This window comes from Pseudomonas sp. LG1E9 (genome assembly GCF_003290225.1).
Classification (GTDB): domain Bacteria; phylum Pseudomonadota; class Gammaproteobacteria; order Pseudomonadales; family Pseudomonadaceae; genus Aquipseudomonas; species Aquipseudomonas cyclaminis.
The window spans coordinates 4,435,601-4,459,523 of the sequence record NZ_CP029983.1; the positions used below are offsets into that span (position 1 = coordinate 4,435,601).

19 protein-coding genes and 4 tRNA genes are annotated in these 23,923 nt (G+C 59.6%); 10 read left to right on the forward strand and 13 right to left on the reverse strand.

Translation table 11 applies throughout. From position 1 onward, the window contains the following. Positions 1-174: 174 nt before the first annotated feature. The 7 genes from clpX to DNK50_RS20180 form a co-directional block, all read right to left on the reverse strand. Positions 175-1,458: an ATP-dependent Clp protease ATP-binding subunit ClpX gene (gene clpX, locus DNK50_RS20150; protein ID WP_003238279.1), complete on the reverse strand. Its 1,284-nt coding sequence runs from the start codon at positions 1,456-1,458 to the stop codon at positions 175-177. Positions 1,459-1,570: 112 nt separating this feature from the next. Next, complete coding sequence (gene clpP / locus DNK50_RS20155) at positions 1,571-2,206, reverse strand: ATP-dependent Clp endopeptidase proteolytic subunit ClpP (RefSeq protein ID WP_083357884.1); 636 nt, start codon at positions 2,204-2,206, stop codon at positions 1,571-1,573. 91 nt (positions 2,207-2,297) lie between these two features. Then, positions 2,298-3,608: a trigger factor gene (gene tig / locus DNK50_RS20160; RefSeq protein ID WP_099586642.1), complete on the reverse strand. Its 1,311-nt coding sequence runs from the start codon at positions 3,606-3,608 to the stop codon at positions 2,298-2,300. Positions 3,609-4,210: 602 nt separating this feature from the next. Further along, positions 4,211-4,286: transfer RNA gene (locus DNK50_RS20165), tRNA-His, on the reverse strand. Positions 4,287-4,363: 77 nt separating this feature from the next. Beyond that, a tRNA-Leu gene (locus DNK50_RS20170) sits at positions 4,364-4,448 on the reverse strand. Between the two features lie 57 nt (positions 4,449-4,505). After that, positions 4,506-4,581: transfer RNA gene (locus tag DNK50_RS20175), tRNA-His, on the reverse strand. A 32-nt stretch (positions 4,582-4,613) separates the two neighbouring features. Then, a tRNA-Arg gene (locus tag DNK50_RS20180) sits at positions 4,614-4,690 on the reverse strand. Between the two features lie 275 nt (positions 4,691-4,965). Here DNK50_RS20180 and folD point away from each other — a divergent pair. Both folD and pbpG read left to right on the forward strand, forming a co-directional pair. Further along, positions 4,966-5,820, forward strand: a complete 855-nt coding sequence (gene folD, locus DNK50_RS20185; RefSeq protein WP_095184382.1) for a bifunctional methylenetetrahydrofolate dehydrogenase/methenyltetrahydrofolate cyclohydrolase FolD — start codon at positions 4,966-4,968, stop codon at positions 5,818-5,820. Between the two features lie 206 nt (positions 5,821-6,026). Beyond that, the gene (pbpG, locus tag DNK50_RS20190; protein WP_099586641.1) at positions 6,027-6,950 is read left to right on the forward strand and encodes a D-alanyl-D-alanine endopeptidase; all 924 of its coding nucleotides are present in this window, start codon (positions 6,027-6,029) and stop codon (positions 6,948-6,950) included. Positions 6,951-6,989: 39 nt separating this feature from the next. Here the strand turns inward: pbpG and DNK50_RS20195 are convergent, their stop codons facing one another. Continuing rightward, positions 6,990-7,652, reverse strand: a complete 663-nt coding sequence (locus DNK50_RS20195) for a C39 family peptidase (RefSeq protein ID WP_112196015.1) — start codon at positions 7,650-7,652, stop codon at positions 6,990-6,992. A 211-nt stretch (positions 7,653-7,863) separates the two neighbouring features. Between DNK50_RS20195 and DNK50_RS28965 the strand changes: the two genes are divergently transcribed. Beyond that, entirely contained in the window at positions 7,864-8,016 is a 153-nt protein-coding gene (locus DNK50_RS28965) for a hypothetical protein (RefSeq protein WP_177411551.1), read from the forward strand. Here DNK50_RS28965 and DNK50_RS20200 read toward each other — a convergent pair. Then, positions 8,013-8,423 carry a hypothetical protein gene (locus DNK50_RS20200; RefSeq protein ID WP_099586639.1) on the reverse strand — a complete coding sequence of 137 codons (411 nt, stop codon included), beginning with the start codon at positions 8,421-8,423 and terminating at the stop codon, positions 8,013-8,015. The two genes, DNK50_RS28965 and DNK50_RS20200, sit on opposite strands and share 4 nt — an antisense overlap. A 195-nt stretch (positions 8,424-8,618) precedes the next feature. On the opposite strand from DNK50_RS20200, the gene DNK50_RS20205 reads away from it, so the two are divergent. From DNK50_RS20205 to DNK50_RS20220, 4 genes are all read left to right on the forward strand, one after another. Continuing rightward, positions 8,619-11,840 (forward strand): efflux RND transporter permease subunit, encoded by a 3,222-nt coding sequence (locus DNK50_RS20205; protein WP_112196016.1) that lies wholly within the window; start codon positions 8,619-8,621, stop codon positions 11,838-11,840. Further along, complete coding sequence (locus DNK50_RS20210; protein WP_112196017.1) at positions 11,830-12,999, forward strand: efflux RND transporter periplasmic adaptor subunit; 1,170 nt, start codon at positions 11,830-11,832, stop codon at positions 12,997-12,999. The genes DNK50_RS20205 and DNK50_RS20210 overlap by 11 nt, the downstream gene beginning before the upstream one ends. Then, on the forward strand, positions 12,983-14,395 hold the full coding sequence (locus tag DNK50_RS20215; RefSeq protein ID WP_112196018.1) for an efflux transporter outer membrane subunit: 1,413 nt from the start codon (positions 12,983-12,985) through the stop codon (positions 14,393-14,395). Before DNK50_RS20210 ends, DNK50_RS20215 begins: the two co-directional genes overlap by 17 nt. Before the next feature lie 226 nt (positions 14,396-14,621). Next, positions 14,622-15,080, forward strand: a complete 459-nt coding sequence (locus tag DNK50_RS20220) for a transposase (protein ID WP_112196019.1) — start codon at positions 14,622-14,624, stop codon at positions 15,078-15,080. Positions 15,081-15,144: 64 nt separating this feature from the next. Here the strand turns inward: DNK50_RS20220 and DNK50_RS20225 are convergent, their stop codons facing one another. The 4 genes from DNK50_RS20225 to DNK50_RS20240 all read right to left on the reverse strand — a co-directional run bounded on the left by DNK50_RS20225 (position 15,145) and on the right by DNK50_RS20240 (position 18,940). Then, a complete protein-coding gene (locus DNK50_RS20225) occupies positions 15,145-15,591 on the reverse strand; it encodes a hypothetical protein (RefSeq protein ID WP_099586634.1) in 447 nt (148 codons plus the stop codon). Next, positions 15,569-15,952, reverse strand: coding sequence for a polymorphic toxin type 44 domain-containing protein (locus DNK50_RS20230; RefSeq protein ID WP_244653864.1), 384 nt, complete (start codon positions 15,950-15,952; stop codon positions 15,569-15,571). The genes DNK50_RS20225 and DNK50_RS20230 overlap by 23 nt, the downstream gene beginning before the upstream one ends. A gap of 197 nt (positions 15,953-16,149) precedes the next feature. Beyond that, on the reverse strand, positions 16,150-17,433 hold the full coding sequence (locus tag DNK50_RS20235) for a Zn-dependent hydrolase (protein ID WP_112196020.1): 1,284 nt from the start codon (positions 17,431-17,433) through the stop codon (positions 16,150-16,152). 25 nt (positions 17,434-17,458) lie between these two features. Further along, a complete protein-coding gene (locus DNK50_RS20240) occupies positions 17,459-18,940 on the reverse strand; it encodes an NCS1 family nucleobase:cation symporter-1 (protein WP_112196021.1) in 1,482 nt (493 codons plus the stop codon). Positions 18,941-19,530: 590 nt separating this feature from the next. Here DNK50_RS20240 and hydA point away from each other — a divergent pair. The 3 genes from hydA (at position 19,531) to preA (ending at position 23,772) form a co-directional block, all read left to right on the forward strand. Beyond that, a complete protein-coding gene (gene hydA / locus DNK50_RS20245) occupies positions 19,531-20,970 on the forward strand; it encodes a dihydropyrimidinase (RefSeq protein WP_099586631.1) in 1,440 nt (479 codons plus the stop codon). A 160-nt stretch (positions 20,971-21,130) separates the two neighbouring features. After that, positions 21,131-22,498, forward strand: coding sequence for an NAD(P)-dependent oxidoreductase (locus DNK50_RS20250; protein ID WP_112196022.1), 1,368 nt, complete (start codon positions 21,131-21,133; stop codon positions 22,496-22,498). Further along, positions 22,498-23,772, forward strand: coding sequence for an NAD-dependent dihydropyrimidine dehydrogenase subunit PreA (preA, locus tag DNK50_RS20255; protein ID WP_099586629.1), 1,275 nt, complete (start codon positions 22,498-22,500; stop codon positions 23,770-23,772). Before DNK50_RS20250 ends, preA begins: the two co-directional genes overlap by 1 nt. The last annotated feature ends 151 nt before the right edge of the window (positions 23,773-23,923 follow it).

The following is a 23,923-nucleotide window of genomic DNA, read 5'->3' on the forward strand; positions in this document are numbered from 1 at the left end:
GATTTCGCCTCTATGACAGTTCAAAAATAAGCTTGAAACCAAGATGGGGGCTGCATGCAAAAAAAACAAGCTTATTGCCAGCAGTTAAACGCAGTAAACGCGTCAGGATAAAAACTCGCGCAAAAAACAAAGGGGCCCTAGGGGCCCCTTGTTTGTACCGAAACTGCGAAACGCTTACGCGTCTGGCGCAGCCTTGGCAGTCGGCTCACTGTTTTCGTAGATATACAGTGGCTTGGACTTACCTTCTATAACGCTTTCGTCGATCACCACTTTACTCACCTCGGACTGCGAGGGGATTTCATACATGGTGTCGAGCAACACGCCTTCAAGGATAGAACGCAGACCACGTGCACCGGTCTTGCGCTCCAGCGCTCGCTTGGCTACCGACTTGAGTGCGTCAGTACGGAACTCAAGGTCCACACCTTCCATCTCAAACAGCTTGGCATATTGCTTGGTCAGGGCGTTTTTCGGCTCAGTGAGGATCTGAATCAGAGCAGCCTCATCCAACTCGTCCAACGTGGCCAGGACAGGCAAACGGCCAACGAATTCGGGGATCAGACCGAACTTGACCAGATCGTCAGGCTCGACTTCACGCAGGGACTCGCCCACCTTCTTGCCTTCTTCCTTGCTGCGCACTTCTGCACTGAAACCGATACCGCCCCGGGTAGAACGTTGCTGGATAACTTTTTCCAGCCCGGAGAATGCACCGCCACAGATAAACAGGATGTTGCGCGTATCTACCTGAAGGAATTCCTGCTGCGGGTGCTTGCGGCCGCCTTGTGGCGGTACGGAAGCTACCGTGCCTTCGATCAGTTTCAACAGGGCCTGCTGCACGCCTTCACCGGAAACATCCCGAGTGATCGACGGGTTGTCAGACTTGCGCGAGATCTTGTCGATTTCGTCGATGTAGACAATACCCATCTGGGCTTTCTCTACGTCGTAGTCGCACTTCTGCAGCAGTTTCTGAATGATGTTCTCAACGTCCTCACCCACGTAGCCAGCCTCGGTGAGGGTGGTGGCGTCGGCGATGGTGAACGGAACATTCAACAGACGAGCGAGGGTTTCTGCAAGCAGGGTTTTACCTGAGCCTGTAGGACCGATCAGCAAGATGTTGCTCTTGCCGAGTTCGACTTCGTCGCCTTTCTTGTCACGCTGGTTCAGACGCTTGTAGTGGTTGTACACCGCTACGGCCAGAACCTTCTTTGCACGCTCTTGACCAATCACGTATTGATCAAGGATGCCGCTGATTTCTTTAGGCGAAGGCAATTTATGCGCGCTGCTTTCGGCCTGGGCTTCCTGCACCTCCTCACGGATGATGTCATTGCACAGGTCGACGCACTCGTCGCAGATAAAGACCGAGGGGCCGGCAATCAACTTGCGTACTTCATGCTGGCTTTTGCCACAGAAGGAGCAATAGAGCAGCTTGCCGTTGTCCTCGCCGTTGCGGGTGTCAGTCATTCGTTCGATCCAAATCCGATAGGCTTGCAACACAAGATGAAGGCTTATGCGGGCTTTTTCAAGCCCGCCGATGATCGGACACGCCGACCAGCCCTATTTTGAGCGGCTTATATTAAGCGGGGCGCTTTTCGATCACTGCGTCGATCAACCCGTATGCACGTGCGGCTTCGGCGCTCATGAAGTTGTCGCGGTTGGTGTCGCGCTCGATTTCTTCGAGGGTATGCCCGCTGTGCTTGGCCATCAGCGTGTTGAGACGCTCGCGGATGAAGAGGATTTCCTTGGCATGGATTTCGATGTCCGACGCCTGGCCCTGGAAGCCGCCCAGTGGCTGGTGAATCATCACACGCGAGTTCGGCAGGCAGTAACGCTTGCCCTCGGCACCCGCCGTCAGCAGGAACGCGCCCATGCTGCAGGCCTGGCCAATGCAGGTCGTCGAGACATTCGGCTTGATGAACTGCATGGTGTCGTAGATCGACATGCCTGCTGTTACCGAACCGCCCGGCGAGTTGATGTAGAGATGGATGTCCTTGTCCGGGTTTTCCGCTTCAAGGAACAGCAGCTGCGCACAGATCAGGTTGGCCATGTAGTCCTCTACCGGGCCCACCAGAAAGATCACTCGCTCCTTGAGCAGGCGCGAGTAGATGTCGTAGGCGCGTTCGCCACGAGCGGACTGCTCGACAACCATCGGGACCAGGCCGCCTGCGGCCTGGATATCAGAGTTCTGCTGAATATAGGAATTACGGAACATGCTCTGCAGTTACTCCCAAATAGTCATGTCTTGAAAACGCATAAGCCAGCGCGAGGCTGGCTTATGGTTGAATTTCCAACGAGTTGGACAATCAGTCGGCTTGTGCTGCTTCCGCCGGCTTGACTGCTTCTTCGTAAGAGACCGCTTTATCGGTCACCTTAGCCTTCTGCAGAACAGTATCCACAACTTGTTCTTCCAGCACAACCGAACGTACTTCGTTCAGTTGCTGGTCGTTCTTGTAGTACCAAGCCACAACCTGCTCAGGCTCCTGGTAGGCCGAAGCCATTTCCTGGATCATTTCGCGAACGCGGTCTTCGTCAGGCTTGAGGTCGAACTGCTTGACCACTTCGGCCACGACCAGACCCAGCACAACGCGACGCTTGGCTTGTTCTTCGAACAGCTCGGCCGGCAGTTGGTCAGGCTTGATGTTGCCACCAAACTGCTGAACCGCTTGAACGCGCAGGCGATCCACTTCGTTGGACAGCAGAGCCTTAGGCACTTCGATCGGATTGGCGGCCAGCAGACCGTCCATGACCTGGTTCTTGACCTTGGACTTGATCGCCTGACGCAGCTCGCGCTCCATGTTCTTGCGAACTTCGGTGCGGAAACCTTCGAGAGTGGCTTCCTTGATACCGAACTGAGCAAAGAACTCTTCGTTCAGCTCGGGCAGCTTAGGCTCGGAAACGCTGTTGACAGTCACGGTGAACTCGACAGCTTTGCCAGCCAGGTCCAGGTTCTGGTAGTCAGCAGGGAAAGCCAGGCTCAGAACACGCTCTTCGCCGGCTTTGGCGCCAACCAGGCCGTCCTCGAAACCAGGAATCATGCGGTTGGAACCCAGCACCAGCTGAGTGCCCTTGGCGGAGCCGCCAGCGAATACTTCGCCGTCAACCTTGCCAACAAAATCGATGTTCAGTTGGTCTTCGTTCTGGGCGGCACGATCGGCCACTTCGAAACGGGTGTTCTGCTTGCGCAGGATTTCCAGCATGTTGTCCAGGTCGGAATCAGCTACTTCGGCGCTCAGGCGCTCGATTTCGATACCGTCAAAGCCGGCCACTTCGAACTCTGGGAACACTTCGAATACGGCAACGTATTCCAGGTCCTTGCCAGCTTCCAGGGACTTAGGCTCGATCGAAGGCGAACCAGCCGGGTTCAGCTTGTGCTCAACAACGGCCTCATAGAAGGAAGCCTGGATCACGTCACCTACCGCTTCCTGACGCGCATCGGCACCAAAACGGCGCTTGATTTCGCTCATTGGCACTTTGCCCGGACGGAAACCAGCGATTTTGGCCTTTTGGGCAGTCTGCTGCAGACGCTTGTTGACCGCAGTTTCGATACGCTCTGCCGGCACGGTGATGCTCAGGCGGCGCTCAATAGCAGTAGTATTTTCAACAGAAACTTGCATGAATATTCCTCGTTGCACAGACGTTAGCCGGCCGTTTCCGACCCCAGAATCAAGGGCATGCATTCTAGAGGGTCAAACTCAAGAAGTCACCCTACTGGAAACGGGTAAAAAAACAGCAGGCCATTTGTAGGTTCAAGTGCACGCATGCACCTGCGCCCATTAGCAAATACAGCTCATCAAGCCAGGGCTCTGCGCCAGCCCTTCTATATATAGAAGGGTGCGCAAACAAACCCTGACCGTCGACCTTGCAAGCAAGACCGACAGGCCGGCCGCAGCATCGCGAAACACAAATACGACGAAGCGCCCTGCCCTGGAAACTCGAAACGCTCAAACAAAAACGGCACAGCCCTTTTTCAGGTACTGCGCCGTTATCGCTATTTAATAGCGGTGCTGACCTCTATATAGCCGAGCATCAGTTCTACACGTTCAAAACCGGCAACGATTCTAACGCCAAGGCATTGAGAATGCTTGTTTTTTTCTTGACACCCGGAATCCGAGAATCCTCACGCGGCTCAATGCCCGCAAATGCCCGCAGAAACGAGCCCCAGCTTTTTCGGATGCAAAAAAAGCGCCAGATGATTAATCTGGCGCCTTTTCAAATATGGGGTGGACGAAGGGGATCGAACCCTCGACAACGGGAGTCACAATCCCGTGCTCTACCAACTGAGCTACGCCCACCATATTGCATTAACAAAGAACTCGAACATCTTCTTTGTTGAACCCTACCTCGCCTGACGGCCTGGCAAAGCTTTAATTGGTGCGGATGAAGAGACTCGAACTCTTACGCCTCGCGGCGCTGGAACCTAAATCCAGTGTGTCTACCAATTCCACCACATCCGCGCTTGAAGCTCTTAAAGCAAAGGCGCCAGACGATTAATCTGGCGCCTTTTCAAAATATGGGGTGGACGAAGGGGATCGAACCCTCGACAACGGGAGTCACAATCCCGTGCTCTACCAACTGAGCTACGCCCACCATATAACGCTACTTGTGCCAAAGCTGCCTAATGGCGCACCCGGCAGGACTCGAACCTGCGACCATCCGCTTAGAAGGCGGATGCTCTATCCAGCTGAGCTACGGGCGCCTTATTAATCTGTACTCTTGGAGGATTACAAACTAAGTGCTTCCAGCCTCGCAGTACAACAATTCTGCTCGACCTTCTTAACCAGTGCTAGGCTGTGCCCGACAAGTGCGACGAATAGTATAGAGGGCCTGGAAACCCGTCAAATCTTTTTTGAAAAAAATTCATTTTATTTAAGGGGTTAGGCCAATTTGCAGACCAAGCGCCTTTGCCCTCGCGCCGTGGCGTGCGAGAATGCGCGCACTTTTCCTCCCCCTCTCGATGGTTAATCACGCGTAATGACTGCACAACTTATCGACGGCAAATCAATCGCCGCCAGCCTGCGCCAGCAGATCGCCAAACGAGTCACCGAGCGCAGCCAGCAAGGCCTGCGCACACCGGGCCTCGCGGTGATCCTGGTCGGCAGCGATCCTGCCTCTCAGGTTTATGTCTCGCACAAGCGTAAAGACTGCGAAGAGGTCGGCTTTATATCCAAGGCCTACGACCTGCCTGCCGCCACCACCCAAGAGGCGCTCACCGACCTGATCGATGGCCTCAACGACAACCCGGCGATCGACGGCATCCTCCTGCAACTGCCACTGCCCGAGCACCTGGACGCGTCCAAGTTGCTGGAGCGCATCCGCCCGGACAAAGACGTCGACGGTTTCCACCCTTATAACGTCGGTCGCCTGGCCCAGCGCATCCCGCTGCTGCGCCCGTGCACACCAAAAGGCATCATGACCCTGCTGGAAAGCACCGGTGTCGACCTCTATGGCCTGGACGCCGTGGTCGTGGGCGCCTCCAACATCGTCGGCCGCCCAATGGCCATGGAATTGCTGCTGGCCGGCTGCACCGTGACCGTGACCCACCGCTTCACCAAGGATCTGGCCGGCCACGTTGGTCGCGCTGACCTGGTCGTCGTGGCCGCCGGCAAGCCGGGCCTGGTCAAGGGTGAGTGGATCAAGGAAGGCGCGATTGTTATCGACGTGGGCATCAACCGCCAGGAAGACGGCAAGCTGGTAGGCGACGTGGTGTATGAAACTGCCCTGCCCCGCGCCGGCTGGATCACCCCGGTGCCCGGCGGCGTTGGCCCGATGACCCGTGCCTGCCTGCTGGAAAATACCCTGTACGCCGCAGAAACCCTGCACGGTTAATAACCAGGCGTACTGAAAAAGCCCTGCCTTATCGCAGGGCTTTTTATTGCCCGAAAAAAACCTGTTTTTTCTTAGTTTTTAAGCACTTTCGTCTGGTTTTAGAAGAACATTCGACAGTCCATCGTCCATACTCCTAAAATGTAACGGCATTTATCAAAAAAACCGTTACTCAACGGTATTTCCTACTTTTTAGCGAGTTCATCCGCGTGAAAATTCGTCTTTCTATCGTCAGCCTATTTTTTGCTTTCACAGGCACCTTTGCGCACGCCGCCGAATCCACCCAGGCACCGCGCGATCCGTCCAAACTGCAGATCGCGTCCGGCAGCGCCATGCTGGTCGACCTGCAAACCAATAAAGTCATCTATGCCAGCAACCCCGATGTAGTGGTGCCAATTGCGTCGGTAAGCAAGTTGATGACCGGCCTGATCGTGCTTGAAGCCAAGCAGAACATGGACGAGTACATCGACATCAACATCAAGGACACGCCAGAAATGAAAGGCGTGTTCTCCCGCGTAAAAATCGGCAGCGAAATGCCGCGCAAGGAAATGCTGCTGATCGCCCTGATGTCCTCGGAAAACCGCGCCGCCGCCAGCCTGGCCCACCATTATCCGGGCGGCTACCCGGCGTTTATCGCGGCGATGAACGCCAAGGCCAAGGCGCTGGGCATGACCAGCACTCACTATGTTGAGCCCACTGGCCTGTCGATCCACAACGTGTCCACCGCCCGCGACCTCAGCAAGCTGCTGGCTGCCGCACGCCACTACCCGCTGCTCAGCCAGTTGAGCACCACCAAGGAAAAGACCGTTGCGTTCCGCAAGCCCAACTACACCTTGGGTTTCTCCAACACTGACCACCTGATCAACCGCGCCAACTGGGACATCAAGCTGACCAAGACCGGCTTCACCAACCAGGCTGGCCATTGCCTGGTGCTGGTGACCAGCATGGGCAATCGCCCGGTGTCGCTGGTGATCCTGGATGCGTTCGGCAAATTCACCCACTTCGCCGATGCCAGCCGTATTCGCAGCTGGGTCGAGACCGGCAAAGGCGGCTCGGTGCCGGACGTGGCGTTGCGCTACAAGGCCGACAAGAATCTGAAGAACCGCCCGAACGCCGCAGAAGTGCGTCGATAACCCGCGCATAAAAAAACGGCGCATCGAGCGCCGTTTTTTTTACTTTCTTTCTGACAACACTTTAAGCGCCTGCGCCGCCGCCCGTTCCTGCCCGGCCTGGGCCGTGGCATTCGCCGCGTCGCGCCAGCGCTGGGTATCCACATTCGCCGGCAACTGGCTCGGACGCTGGGTGAGGATCGCCCAGTGCCCCGCGCTTGCCCACTTCGATTCAAAGTCGCTGAAGCTCATCAACAAGCGCCGGTCCATGCCCGAGCGCAGCAGCACCGTGCTTTTCTGCTGATTGAAGCCCACCACGACCACATAGTGAGCATCCGACCAAAGCCCGCCGCCGACGCGCGCCATCACCGGATAACCCGCCGCCACCTGCGCCAGTACGGCCGTCAGCCTGGCATCCAGCGGATACACCATCAGCCCGTACTCACGGGCCAGCACCTGCATGTTGCGCTCCAGGTCCGCTTCGCCGCCCGGTAACCGCAGTGGTTTATCCAGCAAGCCCGGTGTCATGACAATGCCTTGTTGCGACAGCATGCTGGCTAATGCCGTAGGTCCGCTCTGATAAGCCTCGCTGCGAAAGGTCGGCACACCATTGAGTTCGACGCGCTCCGGCAAGCCCGGCAGTTTCGACGGATGCCCGGAACAGGCCGCAAGGCCCATGGCGCAGGCCAGCAACAGGGATGATTTAACGTTCGACCGTAACCGCAATTTTGTACTCTCTTGATCAACTGCCGGTAAGGGTCCTGATCATAGGGCGCCACGCCACGCGGGTATAGCCCAAAACCGGGGTCTGGCGCCTGGGATAGAGCAAACAAGTTGGACGAACACGACCATTGGTCAATAGCAGGCAACCGCCGGGTAGCTAGACTGTCCATTGAGAAGACTGTGTGTGCCCCCTGCGGGGTAAAAGGAGGCCTGAATGAGCCTTGCAACAACGATTGTGATGTTGATCTGCGGTTGGCTGGCGGTAGCCGGCGCCATGTTGTGGGGGGTGTTACGCATTAGCCGTCGGCACCATCATCCCCACGTCAAACCGGCCAAGCCGCTGAAGGCTGCGATACACCACGCCTAGCCAGGCATGCAATTGAAGTCCTGAGTCGCCGCGACTTCCTTGCCGTGACCATCCTTCAAGGATGCGCGCACGGTCGTGCCCAGGCTCGACTCCACCAGCGTGTAGTGTTCACCCGCCTTGAAGCCCTGGTACTCGACCCGGCCCTGGCAGTCCCGCTGGTTGTCGTCGCCCGGCTCCTCTTCGTAAAGCGTCACGTCCAGACGATGATCACCCGGCGTCACTTCGAAATAGCGCCCGTCATCCACGCGCTTGCCGTCCACGCGCTCGGCCAGCAAATCATTTGGCGCCTCCTCCCTCAGACCAATCCAGGCCTCGCTCGGGTCCGCCTTGGGGATCGGGCCGGCGCACGCCGACAACAGCAATACGGCACCTAGAGCAGGGATCAACAACAGTGGTTTAAGTGACATGGCAGGGCTCCAAAAAAGACGATGTGTCCGATGGGTGACAAGCTTGGCCAGCAGCCCTGTGTAGAACAAATGAATCCATATGAAACGATCTTCAGCCCGTACCTAAATGTTCCTTCACCTGGCTGAAAGGTGCGTGTTAGGTGGGTCGGGCAAGACTGCCGGGGTTTGCAATCCTGCTCCCTCGGAGGTTCACGCATGCTCGGGCTGGTAAAGACCGCACTGCACAAGCCCTACACGTTTATCGTGTTGGCCATATTCATCTGCATCATCGGGCCGATGGCGGCCCTGCGTACCCCCACGGACGTGTTCCCCGATATCGGTATCCCTGTGGTCGCCGTGGTCTGGCAGTACAACGGCCTGTCGCCGGACGCCATGGCCGGCCGGGTGATCTACACCTACGAACGCTCCCTGAGCACCACCGTCAACGACATCGAACATATCGAATCGCAATCCCTGCCAGGCATGGGCATCGTGAAAATATTCTTCCAACCCGGCGTCGATATTCGCACCGCCAATGCCCAAGTGACCGCCGTGTCACAAACCGTACTCAAGCAGATGCCGCCGGGTATCACGCCGCCGCTGATCCTCAACTACAGCGCATCCACGGTGCCGATCCTGCAAATGGCCTTTTCCAGCCCGAGCCTGTCGGAAGCCAGGATCCGCGACCTGGTGCAGAACAACATTCGCCTGCCGTTAAGCGCCCTGCCCGGCCTGGCGATGCCCACGCCGATGGGTGGCAAGCAGCGGCAGATTACCCTCGACCTTGACCCGCAGGCGCTGGCGGCCAAAGGCCTGTCGGCGCAGGACGTGGGCAATGCCCTGGCCCTGCAGAACCAGATCATCCCGGTGGGCACCGCCAAGCTCGGCCCCAACGAATACACGATCCTGCTCAACAACAGCCCCAAGGCCATCGATGAACTCAACGACCTGCCGATCAAGACCGTCGACGGCGCGTTGATCACCATCGGCCAGGTCGCCCACGTGCGCGACGGTTCGCCCCCGCAGACCAACATCGTGCGTGTCGACGGCCATCGCGCCGTGCTGATGCCGGCGCTGAAGAACGGCAGCATCTCCACCCTGTCGATCATCGACGGTATCCGTGGAATGCTGCCGCGCATCAATGAGACGCTGCCACCGTCGCTCAAGACGTCCCTGTTGGGCGACGCCTCGGTATTCGTCAAACAATCGGTGGGCAGCGTGGCCCAGGAAGGCATCATCGCCGCACTGCTGACCAGTGCAATGATCCTGCTGTTCCTCGGCAGCTGGCGCTCGACCCTGATCATTGCCGCCTCGATTCCCCTGGCAGTGCTCTCGGCAATCGCGCTGCTGGCTGTCAGCGGGCAAACCCTCAACGTCATGACCCTCGGCGGTCTCGCGCTGGCGGTGGGGATTCTGGTGGATGACGCCACGGTGACCATCGAGAACATCAACTGGCATCTGGAACAAGGCAAGGCGGTGAAGACCGCGATCCTCGACGGCGCCGCGCAAATTGTCGGCCCGGCGTTTGTGTCGCTGCTGTGCATCTGCATCGTGTTCGTGCCGATGTTCATGCTGCAGGGCATCGCCGGTTACCTGTTCCGGCCGATGGCCCTGGCGGTGATTTTTGCCATGGCCAGTTCCTTCGTCCTCTCGCGCACCTTGGTGCCGACGCTGGCGATGTTCCTGCTCAAGCCACACACGCCGGAGCAAGGTGCCGGGCATCATCCGGAAGACGACTTCATCAATCACCATGAGGGCGAGCAGCACACCCAACCACGACATCGCGCGCTGCAAGCAGTGCTGAATTTCCAGCAGGGTTTCGAGCGCCATTTCTCGAATACCCGCGACACTTACCACGGCCTGTTGACCCTGGCACTGGGTCATCGCAAGCGCTTTATCATCGGCTTCCTGGCCTGCGTGCTGGCGTCGTTCCTGCTGCTGCCAAGCCTGGGCCAGGACTTCTTCCCGGCCACCGACGCCGGCGCTCTCGCCCTTCACATGCGCCTGCCGCTGGGCACGCGCATCGAGGAAAGTGCCGCCGCCTTCGACCGCATAGAAGCGCGGATCCGCGAAGTAATCCCGGTCGCAGAACTGGACACCATCGTCGACAACATCGGCATCCCGCTCAGCGGCATCGACATGGCCTACAGCAGCAGCGGCACCATCGGCCCCCAGGATGGCGACATCCAGGTCAGCCTTAAACAACACCACGCGCCCACCGCCGACTACGTGAAAAAACTGCGTGAAGCGCTGCCGCAAAGCTTCCCCGGCAGCCACTTCGCCTTCCTGCCCGCCGACATCAGCAGCCAGATCCTCAACTTCGGCGCACCTGCCCCGCTGGACGTGAAAATCTCCGGGCGCAACGATGCCAAAAACCGTGCGTATGCCATAGAGCTTGAGCGCCGCCTGCAACATGTGCCGGGCATTGCCGACCTGCGTATCCAGCAATCCACCGGCTACCCGTCGCTGCAAGTGAATGTCGACCGCCTGCGCGCCAACGGCCTGGGCATTACCGAGCGCGACGTGACCAACAGCATGGTCGCGTCGCTGGCCGGCAGCTCGCAAACCGCGCCGACCTTCTGGCTCAATCCGGCCAACGGCGTGTCGTACTCCATCGTCGCCGCCACCCCGCAATATCGCCTCGACAGCCTGCCGTCGCTGGAAGCCTTGCCAGTGACCGGCGCCGACGGCCAATCACAAATCCTTGGCGGCGTGGCTACCATTTCTCGCGTGCAAAGCTCGGCGGTGGTGACCCACTACAACATCGAACCGACCCTGGACCTGTACGCCAACGTGCAAGGCCGCGACCTCGGTGGTGTGGCCCGCGACGTGCAAAAGGTGCTGGATGACACCGCGGCCCTGCGCCCCAAGGGCGCGTCGATCAGCCTGCACGGGCAGATCGACGCGCTGCATGAAGCCTTCAGCGGCCTGAGCTTCGGCCTGCTCGGTGCGGTGGTGCTGATCTATCTGCTGATCGTCGTCAATTTCCAATCCTGGGCCGACCCGTTCGTGATCATCACCGCGTTGCCGGCAGCATTGGCGGGGATTGTGTGGATGCTGTTCCTCAGTGGCACCTCGCTGTCGGTGCCCGCCTTGACCGGCGCGATCCTGTGCATGGGCGTGGCCACCGCCAACTCGATCCTGGTGGTGAGTTTCTGCCGTGAGCGCCTGGCCGAACATGGCGATGCGTTGAAAGCCGCACTCGAGGCCGGCTACACACGCTTTCGCCCGGTGTGCATGACGGCCCTGGCGATGATCATCGGCATGTTGCCCCTGGCGCTGTCCGAGGAGCAAAACGCGCCGCTGGGTCGAGCGGTGATCGGTGGCTTGATCTTCGCCACAGTCGCCACCCTGTTGTTTGTTCCCGTGGTCTTCAGCCTTGTCCACGGGCGTCACCCTACTCGCGCAGTTGCAGGAGAAACCCCACATGTCGCCTGATCACAAACCCTCGCGCAAGCGCCTGATGCTCATGGGTGTCGGCGGCCTGACCCTGGCCGCCCTGTTGGTCGCCAACGGCCTGCATGCCCGCACGCTACACGAGCAATCGGTGACCGCCTGGACCGAGACCGCCGCCATGCCCCAAGTGATGGTGTTCCAACCCCAACAGAACGTGGCCGGTGATACCTTGCGCCTGCCTGCGCACCTGGAGGCGTGGAGCAAAGCGCCGATTCATGCGCGGGTCAGCGGTTACCTCAAGGACTGGAAGGCGGACATCGGCAGCCAAGTCAAAGCCGGACAAATTCTCGGCGAAATCGACAGCCCGGACCTCGATCAACAGCTGGCGCAAACCCACGCACGCCTGGTGCAGGAACAGGCCAACGCACGCCTCGCGGCGACCACCGCGACGCGCTGGCAAAACCTGCTGGCGAGCCACTCCGTGTCGCGCCAGGAAGCCGATGAAAAAACCTCCAACGCCGCGGCCGCCAACGCCAATGTCCAAGCCGCTGCTGCCGACTACGCACGCCTGTCAGCGCTGGAAAGCTACAAGACCATTCGCGCGCCGTTCGCCGGCACCATCACTGCGCGCAACACCGATATCGGCCAGTTGATCAAGGCCGACAGCGACAGTGATCCGGAGTTATTCAACATCGCCGATACGCACCAGTTGCGCCTTTACGTCCCCGTGCCGCAGAACTACGCGGCAGTGATCCACCCCGGCCTGGAAGCGCGGCTCACCGTGCCCGAACACCCTGGCGAGCACTTCAAGGCGCGGCTGATTGGCGACTCCACCGCCATCGATCGCCGCTCCGGCACCCTGCTCGCGCAGTTCGTGGTGGACAACCCCGACGACCAGCTGCTGCCCGGTGATTACGCCGAAGCCACGCTGCCGATTCCGGCCGACACCCATGGCGTCAGTATCCCGGCCAGCGCGCTGATCTTCCGCGCCCAAGGCACCCAAGTCGCGCTACTGGATGGACAGAACCATGTGCACCTGCAAACCATCCACATTGGCCTCGACCTGGGCGAACGCCTGGTGATCGACCAGGGCCTGAAACCTGCCGACCGCATAGTCGACAATCCGCCAGACGCCCTGCGCGAAGGCGACACCGTGCAATTGGCCGAAGCGGCTGGAGGTGCCCATGCGCCCAAGGCTTAAACCGCTGGCGGCACTGGTGCTAGTGGCGTTGCAAGGCTGCTCGATGGCGCCCACCTACAAAGTGCCGTCAATCGACCTGCCCGCGGGGTATCGCGAGCAGACCCGCGATGGCCCATGGCACAGCGCGCAACCGGCCGATCAACGGGTGCCACAAGGGTGGGCGCTTTACCACGACGCGCAACTGGATAACCTGCAACAGCAACTGCTCACGGCCAACCCGGACCTCGCGGCGGCCTTGGCGCACTTCGATGCAGCCCAGGCCTATGCCAGCCAACTGCACGCCGGACTGTTCCCGCAGATCACCGCCAGTGCGCAGCCGTTGCGCCAACGCCAATCGGACTCGCGACCGCTGCGGGGCACGACGCAGCCTTCGGTGTACAACAGCAACACCGCTGGGGTTTCCCTGAGCTACGACCTGGACCTGTGGGGCAAAATCCGCAATCAGGTCGCGGCGGGCGATGCCCAGGTGCAAGCGTCCGGTGATGATCTGGCCGTGGCGCAGCTGAGCCTGCAACATCAACTGGCGACCCTGTATGTGCAGCTCAATGGGCTGGATGCACAGGACCGGATTCTCAATAACTCGCTGGAGGATTACAGCCAAGCGCTGCAACTGACGCGCAGTCGTTACGCAGGCCAGATCGCGTCGGAACTGGACCTGACCCGTGCGCAGAACCAACTGGCCGAGGCCAAGGCGCAGCGGGATGAAGTACAGGGGCAACGTAACCTTACCGAGCATGCCATCGCAGAACTGGTGGGCGTGCCGGCGAGTGATTTTTCACTGCCGCCCAGCCGGCAGTTGATCGCTCTACCGCAGACTCCATCACAACTGCCGAGCCAGTTGTTGCAACGGCGCCCGGATATTGCAGCGGCAGAGCGTCGAGTATTTGCCGCCAACGCCAACATCGGCGTGGCTAAGGCCGCCTGGTACCCGGACTTCAGTTTGACCGGCTTGATTGGCGGGCAGACTCAAGGCGTTGGCAACCTGCTGTCCGCTGGCAATCGCTATTGGGCGTTGGGGCCGCTGATGAATGTGCCGATCTTCGACGGCGGACGCTTGAGCGCCAATGAACGCCAGGCCAAAGCCGAGTTTGAAGAGGCGTCGGCGCAATACCGCAGCCAGGTGTTGAAGGCCATACGCGAGGTGGAAGACAACCTGGCGCAACTGCGAGATTTGCAGCAGGAGGCCCAGGATGAGCAAGCGGCAGCGGATGCGGCGCAGCACACCCAGGCGCTGGCAATGAACAGCTATCAGGCCGGCGCGGTGAGTTACCTGGATGTGGTGACGGCGCAGACAGCGGCGTTGCAGGCGCAGAGGACGTTACAGGCGGTGCAGACGCGGCAGTTGCAGGCGAGTGTGGGGCTTTTGACCGCACTCGGCGGCGGTTGGCAAAGGTGACGGAGAGCTGGCCCCGACGGCGGTGGGTCAAATACCGCAATCGGGGGCAAGCCCCCTCCCACACTGTCCTGCGCCAGACACACATTGTATGAACACCGCAGATCCAATGTGGGAGGGGGCTTGCCCCCAATTGCGGCCTTCCAGACACATCCTGCCAAAAGCCTGCCGACCAATCCCTTGTCCTCCAACCTAGCCTCTTGAAACACCCCAAAAGAGAGGCCAAGGAATGCCTGACCTACCCGCTTCACACCGCCTGCGCATCGGTCGCTTCAGCGAACCAGACCGCATCTACCTCATCACCACCAACACCCAAGAACGCATCCCGATATTCAACGACTTCCACCTCGGTCGCCTGGTGGTCTGGCAGTTCCGCCTCGCGCAGTACCAAGGGCTGGCGAAGTCCCTTGCATGGGTGATCATGCCGGACCACTTTCATTGGCTCATCGAACTACGCAAAGGCTCGCTGGCGGATCTGATGCGGCAGGTGAAATCCAAAAGCACGCGGTCCGTCAACGGCGCAAGCGGCCGCAAGGGCCGGCTTTGGCAAGGCAGCTTTCACGACCGAGCACTGCGCAAGGACGATGATTTGGTGAAGATGGCCCGGTATGTGGTAGCCAATCCATTGCGGGCGGGATTGGTAGAGAAGATTGGCGACTATCCATTGTGGGATGCGATCTGGGTATAGGTTCGAGATCGAGTCGCCCTATCGCGAGCAAGCCCTTTCGGACTGTCCGCCAAGATCATCAAGTTTATGGCCGACTATTGAGGAAAACGCTGACTGGAGTGAAGTCACGGCCATCGGCATGTCGATACAAGGTACTGCTGTGGTAGTCAGATACCTCCCCCGTGACCGAGACAATAATCTCGCTGCCCTGAGTGACAACCTTGGCCGATGCGTCACGAGTAATTAGAAACGGAGTCGCCTCTTTGAGCGCGGACAACACTTCACGGTCGCTGGCTAAAGTTCGGTAAACGTAGTATCGATAACTGAACGGAACCGTTGCGCCACCACGGTCATCCTTGACGCCGTAGATCGATGCATCAGCGTTCAGAGGCGCTCTGAGCACCACTTCAGTCAGTTGCGGTCGGCCCGCCGAAAGCAGCCAGCTGCCGCCGATGTAAACCAGGCAAAGCAGCAGCAGGATTGTCGTAACAACTGAATACAGCGATCTTTTAGTAGTTCCTGAACCGGGCATACCTGATTCCTTCCTTGATCCAATATTGGTCGATTGGATCGTCACCGAATGGAGCGTCTGCCCACCATTTACCAAACTCAGGCTTGCCCGAGCCTGCCCTATTCTGGGCAAGGCCCGCGGCTCGCAAAAGCACTTCTTCGCTGAAACCGGCAGCTATCCCAACAGCGCCATAATGAAAGTTCCCAAACGCTTCATATTCTCTGGAAATCTGTTTGTAATCCCAAGGGCCACGATTTCGGACTTGAGTATAAAACCAAGAGTACATAAATGCTGACCCAGCCTTCAGCACATTCTTTTTATGAAAGGCCGTGGCCATATTTTCATTGAGCGATACACCGGGTGGCGGCATTGGATTTGGCATTACATGCTTCCTTTGCAGTAAATTTTCCCGGCGGAAACTAACACTGGAAGAGCAAGCTGTAGAGCACACAACGCAGCAACAGAAACTTCGTACAACAGAGTAGGACGCGCCTTGCACGTGATCACCAGAGCCATTTTTTTTCCTACAATCTAGGCTTACTTTGTCGCCCCGCACGCTCCCACATTCTTTCCCGCATTTCAGGCCGCTAGCTTGCCGCTGGCGATTGCAGCAGAAGCGGCCACCATCGCACGCAACAACACCGCACACCCCGCCGCCAAATCATCCGGTGCGGCATTCTCGATTTCGTTATGGCTGATACCCCCCTCGCACGGCACAAAAATCATCCCCGCCGGGCCCAGTTCTGCGACGAAGATCGCGTCGTGCCCTGCCCCGCTGACGATGTCCATGTTAGACAAACCCAGCCCGTTCGCCGCATCGCGCACGGCGTCAACGCAGCCTTTGTCGAAATACAGCGGTGGGAAATCTGCGGTGGGCTCCATTTCAAAGCTCAGGCCATGCTTGGCGCAGGTGTCATCAATCACCTTGCGCACCTCGGCAATCATCGAATCCAACCGCGCGGGTTCCAGGTGACGGAAGTCCAGGGTCATGCGCACTTCGCCAGGAATCACGTTGCGCGATCCCGGGTACGCTTGCAGGCAACCCACGGTCCCGCACGCATGGGGCTGATGCCCCAGCGCCGCCGCATTCACCGCCGCCACCACCGCTGCTGCGCCCACCAGCGCATCCTTGCGCAGGTGCATCGGTGTCGGCCCGGCATGCGCCTCAACGCCGCGCAGTTTCAGGTCAAACCATTTTTGCCCGAGGGCGCCAAGGACCACGCCGATGGTTTTCTTCTCATCCTCCAGAATCGGCCCTTGTTCGATATGCGCCTCGAAATACGCACCGACCTTGTGCCCACTTTCGGGCCGGGTGCCCGCATAGCCAATCGCATTCAGCGCATCACCCACGCTGACGCCCTGTGCATCGACCTTGGCGAGGGTTTCGGCGAGGGTAAATTTCTCGGCAAACACGCCGGAGCCCATCATGCACGGCGGGAAGCGCGAGCCTTCCTCGTTGGTCCACACCACCACTTCCAGCGGTGCTTCGGTTTCCACGTTCAGGTCATTGAGGGTGCGCAGCACTTCCACGCCGGCCAACACGCCAAAGCAACCGTCGAATTTGCCGCCCGTGGGCTGGGTGTCGATATGGCTGCCGGTCATCACCGGCGGCAGGTCGGGATTACGGCCAGGGCGGCGCGCGAAGATATTGCCGATGCCGTCGACGGTCACCGTGCAACCGGCGTCTACGCACCATTGCACAAACAGATCGCGGGCCTTGCGATCGAGGTCGGTAAGGGCCAGGCGACACACGCCGCCCTTGGGGGTGGCGCCGAGCTTGGCCAGGTCCATCAGCGACTGCCACAAGCGGTCGCGGTTGATATGCAGGTGGGTCGATTGCAGAACGTCGAGGGCAGCGTTCATGGGGATCTCCTCAGGCTTGTATTTCTTATGAATTGACAACGACCGGGTTGGCTCCACGCCGGGCATTGAGGCCGTAATACAACACCCCGCCCAACGCCGAACCGGTAAACCAGCCATAGCTGTAGAACCAGCTGAACGCGTCACTGCCCAACGACAGCAAGGTCAGCACCACCGGCACGCCAAAGGCGACAAAGCCGCTCCAGTTCCATGCCGGGTACACGTCGTCGCGGTACAGCCCCGCCAGGTCAAGCTGCTGTTTGCGGGTGATGAAGTAGTCCACCACCATGATCCCGGCGATGGGGCCGAGCAGGCTGGAATAGCCCAGCAACCAGTTGGAATAGACCGTTTCCAAGCTCACGTCGGAGACGATCAGCCCAAGCTTTTTCAGGAGTTCATGGGCCATCAGCAGCAGCCCCACGAACCCGGTGAGGATCACCGCCGTGGTGCGGTTGATCAGCTTGGGCGCGATGTTCTGGAAGTCATTGGTCGGCGAGACGATGTTCGCCGCCGTGTTGGTGGACAAGGTCGCGATGATGATCAGCGCCATGGCGATAGCGACCCAGACCGGGCTCTGGATATGCCCGATCAGGGTCACCGGGTCGGACACGCTGACGCCCACCAGTTTCACCGACGCGGCGGTCATGATCACGCCGAGGGCGGCGAACAGCAACATGGTCAGCGGCAGGCCGAAAATCTGCCCGAGGATCTGGTCCTTCTGGCTTTTGGCGTAGCGGCTGAAATCGGGAATGTTCAGCGACAAGGTGGCCCAAAAGCCGACCATCGCGGTAAGGCCCGCCATGAAATAACCGGTGAGGCTCGCCCCTTCCGGGCGCTTGGGCGGGATCGCCATCAATTCGCTGATCGACACATTCGGCATGGCCCAGACCAGCAGGCCAACCCCCACCGCCACCAGCAGCGGTGCGGACAAGGTCTCCAGGCGCTTGATGGACTCCGCGCCGCGCAACACCACCCACAAGTTCAGGCACCAGAAGATCATGAAGCCAATCACTTCACCGGTACCGCCGAGGGACTTCCACCCCTCGAAAATCGAGCCCAGGAACAGGTGAATCGCCAGCCCGCCAAACATCGTCTGGATACCAAACCAACCACAGGCCACCAGCGCTCGAATCAAGCACGGCACGTTGGAGCCGAGGATGCCAAAGGACGAGCGCAACAACACCGGGAACGGAATGCCGTACTTGGTGCCGGGGAAGGCGTTAAGGGTCAGCGGGATCAGCACCACGATATTGGCCAGCAGAATCGCGACCAGCGCCTCGCCCACTGATAATCCAAAGTAAGCAGTCAGCACGCCGCCCAATGTATACGTGGGCACGCAGATCGACATGCCGACCCACAGCGCGGTGATGTGCCACTTGTTCCAAGTGCGTTCGTGCACCTGGGTAGGTGCCATGTCGTGGTTGTAGCGAGGGCTGTCGAGGACGTCGGGGCCGGCGTCGAGTTCGTACAGGCCGTTGCGCTCAATAACTTGCGATCTGTTCTGTTGCATGGCCGCTCCACGGTTTTTTCGAATTATTGTTGCTCACCTGCAGGGTTGATGCAGGTGGCCGGAGTACCTCGTAAACAACATGACATCACGGGCCCGGCCAGCCGTTCCTGCACTCAATAACCGTGCCGAAAACCGCCGCCATACCCTTACCGCTTATATAACTGACTGATGTTAATCAGCTTTCCGATTGAACCTAGGGTACTTGCCACGCGACTCAGGCTGGATAACGTGGAAGTTGCCCGAACTGTCAGGACTCAATCTGGTGCAACACAATTATTTTTATTTCCGTGGCCCGTCAAGAGGCATATCTCAAGCGTCTGATTTGCAATAAGAAATGTTGCTCATATTGAGAACCTGTCAAGTGCGTCAAAATGGTGAGAGCCCGCGACATTTTGGTGATATTGATTTTTTATCCTTATAAATCAATTACATATAAAATGAATAAGCTTATAAAAAATATTCTTGCCCAATCGAAAAACTCGGGCTAGTTTCTATTCCTGTCACCGATGACAGGAATTAACCACCGCTCGGCGACAGCATTACAACACTTAGAACTGGCACAAGCCGGTCAAGCCTTTGAGGAACTCGACATGTCGCTGTTGATCCGTGGCGCCACCGTTATTACCCATGATGAAAGTTACCGCGCCGATGTGTTGTGCGCAGGCGGTCTGATTCGCGCCGTTGGCACGGATCTGGAGATTCCCGCCGGCACCGAGATACTTGATGGCAGCGGCCAATACTTGATGCCCGGCGGCATCGACCCCCATACCCACATGCAATTGCCCTTCATGGGCACCGTGGCCAGTGAAGACTTCTTCAGTGGCACAGCAGCGGGTCTGGCCGGCGGCACCACGTCCATCATTGATTTTGTGATTCCCAACCCGCAGCAGTCCTTGATGGAAGCGTTTCACCAGTGGCGCGGCTGGGCCGAAAAATCGGCGTCAGACTACGGTTTTCACGTGGCGATCACCTGGTGGAGCGAACAGGTGCGTGAGGAAATGGCCGAGCTGGTCAGCCATCACGGCATCAACAGCTTCAAGCATTTCATGGCGTACAAGAACGCGATTATGGCGGCCGACGATACCCTGGTCGCCAGCTTCGAACGCTGCCTTGAGCTAGGCGCAGTGCCCACCGTGCATGCGGAAAACGGCGAGTTGGTGTATCACCTGCAACGCAAGTTGATGGCCCAGGGCATCACCGGGCCGGAAGCGCACCCACTGTCGCGCCCCTCCCAGGTGGAAGGCGAAGCGGCCAGCCGCGCGATCCGCATCGCCGAAACCATTGGCACGCCACTGTATCTGGTGCACGTTTCCACCCAGGAAGCGCTGGATGAAATCACCTATGCCCGTGGCAAAGGCCAGGCGGTGTACGGCGAAGTGCTGGCCGGCCACCTGTTGCTGGACGACAGTGTCTACCAGCACCCCGACTGGCAAACCGCCGCTGGCTATGTGATGAGCCCGCCGTTCCGCCCACGCGGGCATCAGGAAGCGCTGTGGCATGGCCTGCAATCCGGCAACCTGCACACCACCGCCACCGACCACTGCTGCTTCTGCGCCGAGCAGAAAGCCGCGGGCCGAGACGATTTCAGCAAGATTCCCAATGGCACCGCCGGTATCGAAGACCGCATGGCGCTGCTATGGCACGAAGGCGTCAATACCGGGCGCCTGTCGATGCAGGAATTCGTTGCGCTGACCTCCACCAACACCGCGAAGATCTTCAACCTGTACCCGCGCAAAGGCGCCATCCGTGTGGGTGCCGATGCCGATCTGGTGCTGTGGGATCCCGAGGGCACGCGGACCATTTCCGCCAAGACCCACCACCAGAACGTCGACTTCAACATCTTCGAAGGCAAAACCGTGCGCGGCGTGCCGAGCCATACCATCAGCCAGGGCAAACTGGTCTGGGCCGATGGCGACCTGCGCGCCGAGCGCGGTGCCGGGCGCTATGTGGAACGGCCGGCGTATCCGTCGGTGTTCGAGCAGTTGAGCAAGCGGGCTGAGCATGCCAGGCCGGTTGCTGTGAAGCGCTGAGACCGCTATCGGGGGCAAGCCCCCTCCCACACTGATCTCATTCCAATTGGAAAAACGCGGTCAAATGTGGGAGGGGGCTTGCCCCCGATGAGGCCAGCACAGGCAACAAAAAAACAATGCCCATCAGAGGCAGCACCTCAATAACCGTGAGGCCACCACCGTGATCCAGACCCTGACCCACCTCCCCCATCCCCATGAGGATGGCGCAACCCTCGCCAGCCACTTCACCGACCTGGCACCGCCCCTGAACGCCCGCCAGGCCCAACTGGAAGCCTCGCGCTGCCTGTACTGCTACGACGCGCCCTGCGTGAACGCGTGCCCCAGCGACATCGATATTCCGTCGTTCATCCGCAACATCCACACCGAAAACGTCCAAGGCGCGGCGCAGAAAATCCTCTCGGCCAACATCCTCGGTGGCAGCTGCGCACGGGTCTGCCCGACGGAAATCCTGTGCCAGCAAGCCTGCGTGCGCAACAACAGCGAAGAATGCGCGCCCGTGCTGATCGGCCTGCTGCAACGCTACGCCATCGACAATGCGCACTTCAGCGAACACCCCTTCCAGCGCGCCGCGACGACCGGCAAGCGCATCGCCGTGGTGGGCGCCGGCCCGGCCGGCCTGGCCTGCGCCCATCGCGCCGCTTTGCATGGCCATGACGTGGTGATTTTCGAAGCCCGCGAAAAAGCCGGCGGCCTGAATGAGTACGGGATCGCCAAATACAAACTGGTGGATGACTTTGCCCAGAAGGAACTGGATTTCCTCCTGCAGATCGGCGGCATCGAGATCCGCCACGGCCAGCGCCTGGGCGATAACCTCAGCTTGAGCGAACTGCACCAGCAATTCGACTCGGTATTCCTCGGCCTGGGTCTCGCCGCCAGCAAACAGTTGGGGCTGCCCCACGAAGACGCCCCCGGCCTGCTCGCCGCCACCGACTACATCCGCGAACTGCGCCAGGCCGATGACCTGACCCAACTGCCACTGGCCGACCGCTGCATCGTGCTCGGCGCCGGCAATACTGCGATCGACATGGCCGTGCAAATGGCCCGCCTCGGCGCCCGCGATGTCAACCTCGTCTACCGTCGCGGCCTGGCGGACATGGGCGCCACGCACCATGAACAGGACATCGCCAAAGCCAATCAGGTGCGCCTGTTGACCTGGGCCCAGCCTGAAGAAGTGCTGCTCGATGATCAGGGCCATGTACGCGGGATGCGCTTCCAGCGCACACACATGGAAAACGGCCGCCTGCACCCCACCGGCGAGAGCTTCGAACTGGCTGCCGATGCGATCTTCAAGGCCATCGGGCAAGGGTTTGACGGCGCAGCGTTACACGATCCACTGGCCCAGCAACTGCATCGCGTGGGCGAGCGAATCTTTGTCGACGAACAGCTGCGCACCAGCATTCCCGGCGTGTATGCGGGAGGTGATTGCGTGAGCCTCGGCCAGGACCTCACCGTACAAGCGGTGCAACACGGCAAGCTGGCCGCCGAAGCCATGCACGCCCAACTCATGCTGACTGTGGAGGCCGCGTAATGGCCGATCTCTCGATTGTCTTCGCCGGTATCAAAGCCCCCAACCCGTTCTGGCTGGCCTCCGCGCCGCCCACCGACAAGGCCTACAACGTGGTCCGCGCCTTCGAGGCAGGCTGGGGCGGCGTGGTGTGGAAAACCCTGGGTGAAGACCCGGCGGCGGTCAACGTGTCGTCACGTTACTCGGCGCACTACGGTGCCAACCGTGAAGTGCTGGGCATCAACAATATCGAGCTGATCACCGACCGCTCCCTGGAGATCAACCTGCGGGAAATCACCCAGGTGAAAAAGGACTGGCCCGACCGCGCGTTGATCGTGTCGCTGATGGTGCCGTGTGTCGAAGAGTCCTGGAAAAACATCCTGCCGCTGGTGGAAGCCACTGGCTGTGACGGTATCGAACTGAACTTCGGTTGCCCCCACGGCATGCCCGAGCGCGGCATGGGCGCAGCAGTAGGCCAGGTGCCGGAATATGTGGAACAGGTGACGCGCTGGTGCAAGACCTACTGCTCACTGCCGGTGATCGTCAAGCTCACGCCAAACATCACCGACATCCGGGTGGCGGCGCGGGCGGCGTATCGCGGTGGGGCGGATGCGGTGTCGCTGATCAACACCATCAATTCCATCACCAGCGTGGACCTGGAGCGCATGGTCGCCCTGCCCGTCGTCGGTACGCAAAGTACCCACGGCGGCTACTGCGGCTCGGCGGTCAAGCCGATTGCCCTGAACATGGTTGCGGAAATCGCCCGCGACCCGCAGACGCAAGGCCTGCCGATCTGCGGCATTGGCGGCATTGGCAACTGGCGCGATGCGGCAGAATTCGTCGCCCTCGGTTGCGGCGCGGTGCAAGTGTGTACGGCGGCGATGCTGCACGGGTTTCGTATCGTTGAAGAGATGAAGGACGGGCTGTCGCGGTGGATGGACAGCCAGGGCTATACCAGCTTGCAGGACTTTTCCGGGCGGGCTGTGGGCAATACCACGGACTGGAAGTACCTGGACATCAACTACCAGGTGATCGCCAAGATCGACCAGGCCGCGTGTATTGGGTGCGGGCGTTGCCATATTGCCTGTGAGGATACGTCACACCAGGCCATCGCCAGCTTGAAGCAGGCGGATGGTACGCATGCATACGAGGTGATCGATGATGAGTGCGTGGGCTGCAACCTGTGCCAGATCACCTGCCCGGTGGCGGACTGCATTGAGATGGTGCCCATCGACACGGGCAAGCCGTTTTTGAATTGGACCCAGGATCCGAGGAATCCCTACAGGGAGGCTGTGTAGTCCTTTAGATCGCTATCGGGGGCAAGCCCCCTCCCACACAATTGGCTAAATGCGGTCACATGTGGGAGGGGGCTTGCCCCCGATAGGCATAGGTATCTACACAACTCTCAAAGGCTTATACATAACTCTGTGGTGAGCGGGCTTGTCCCGC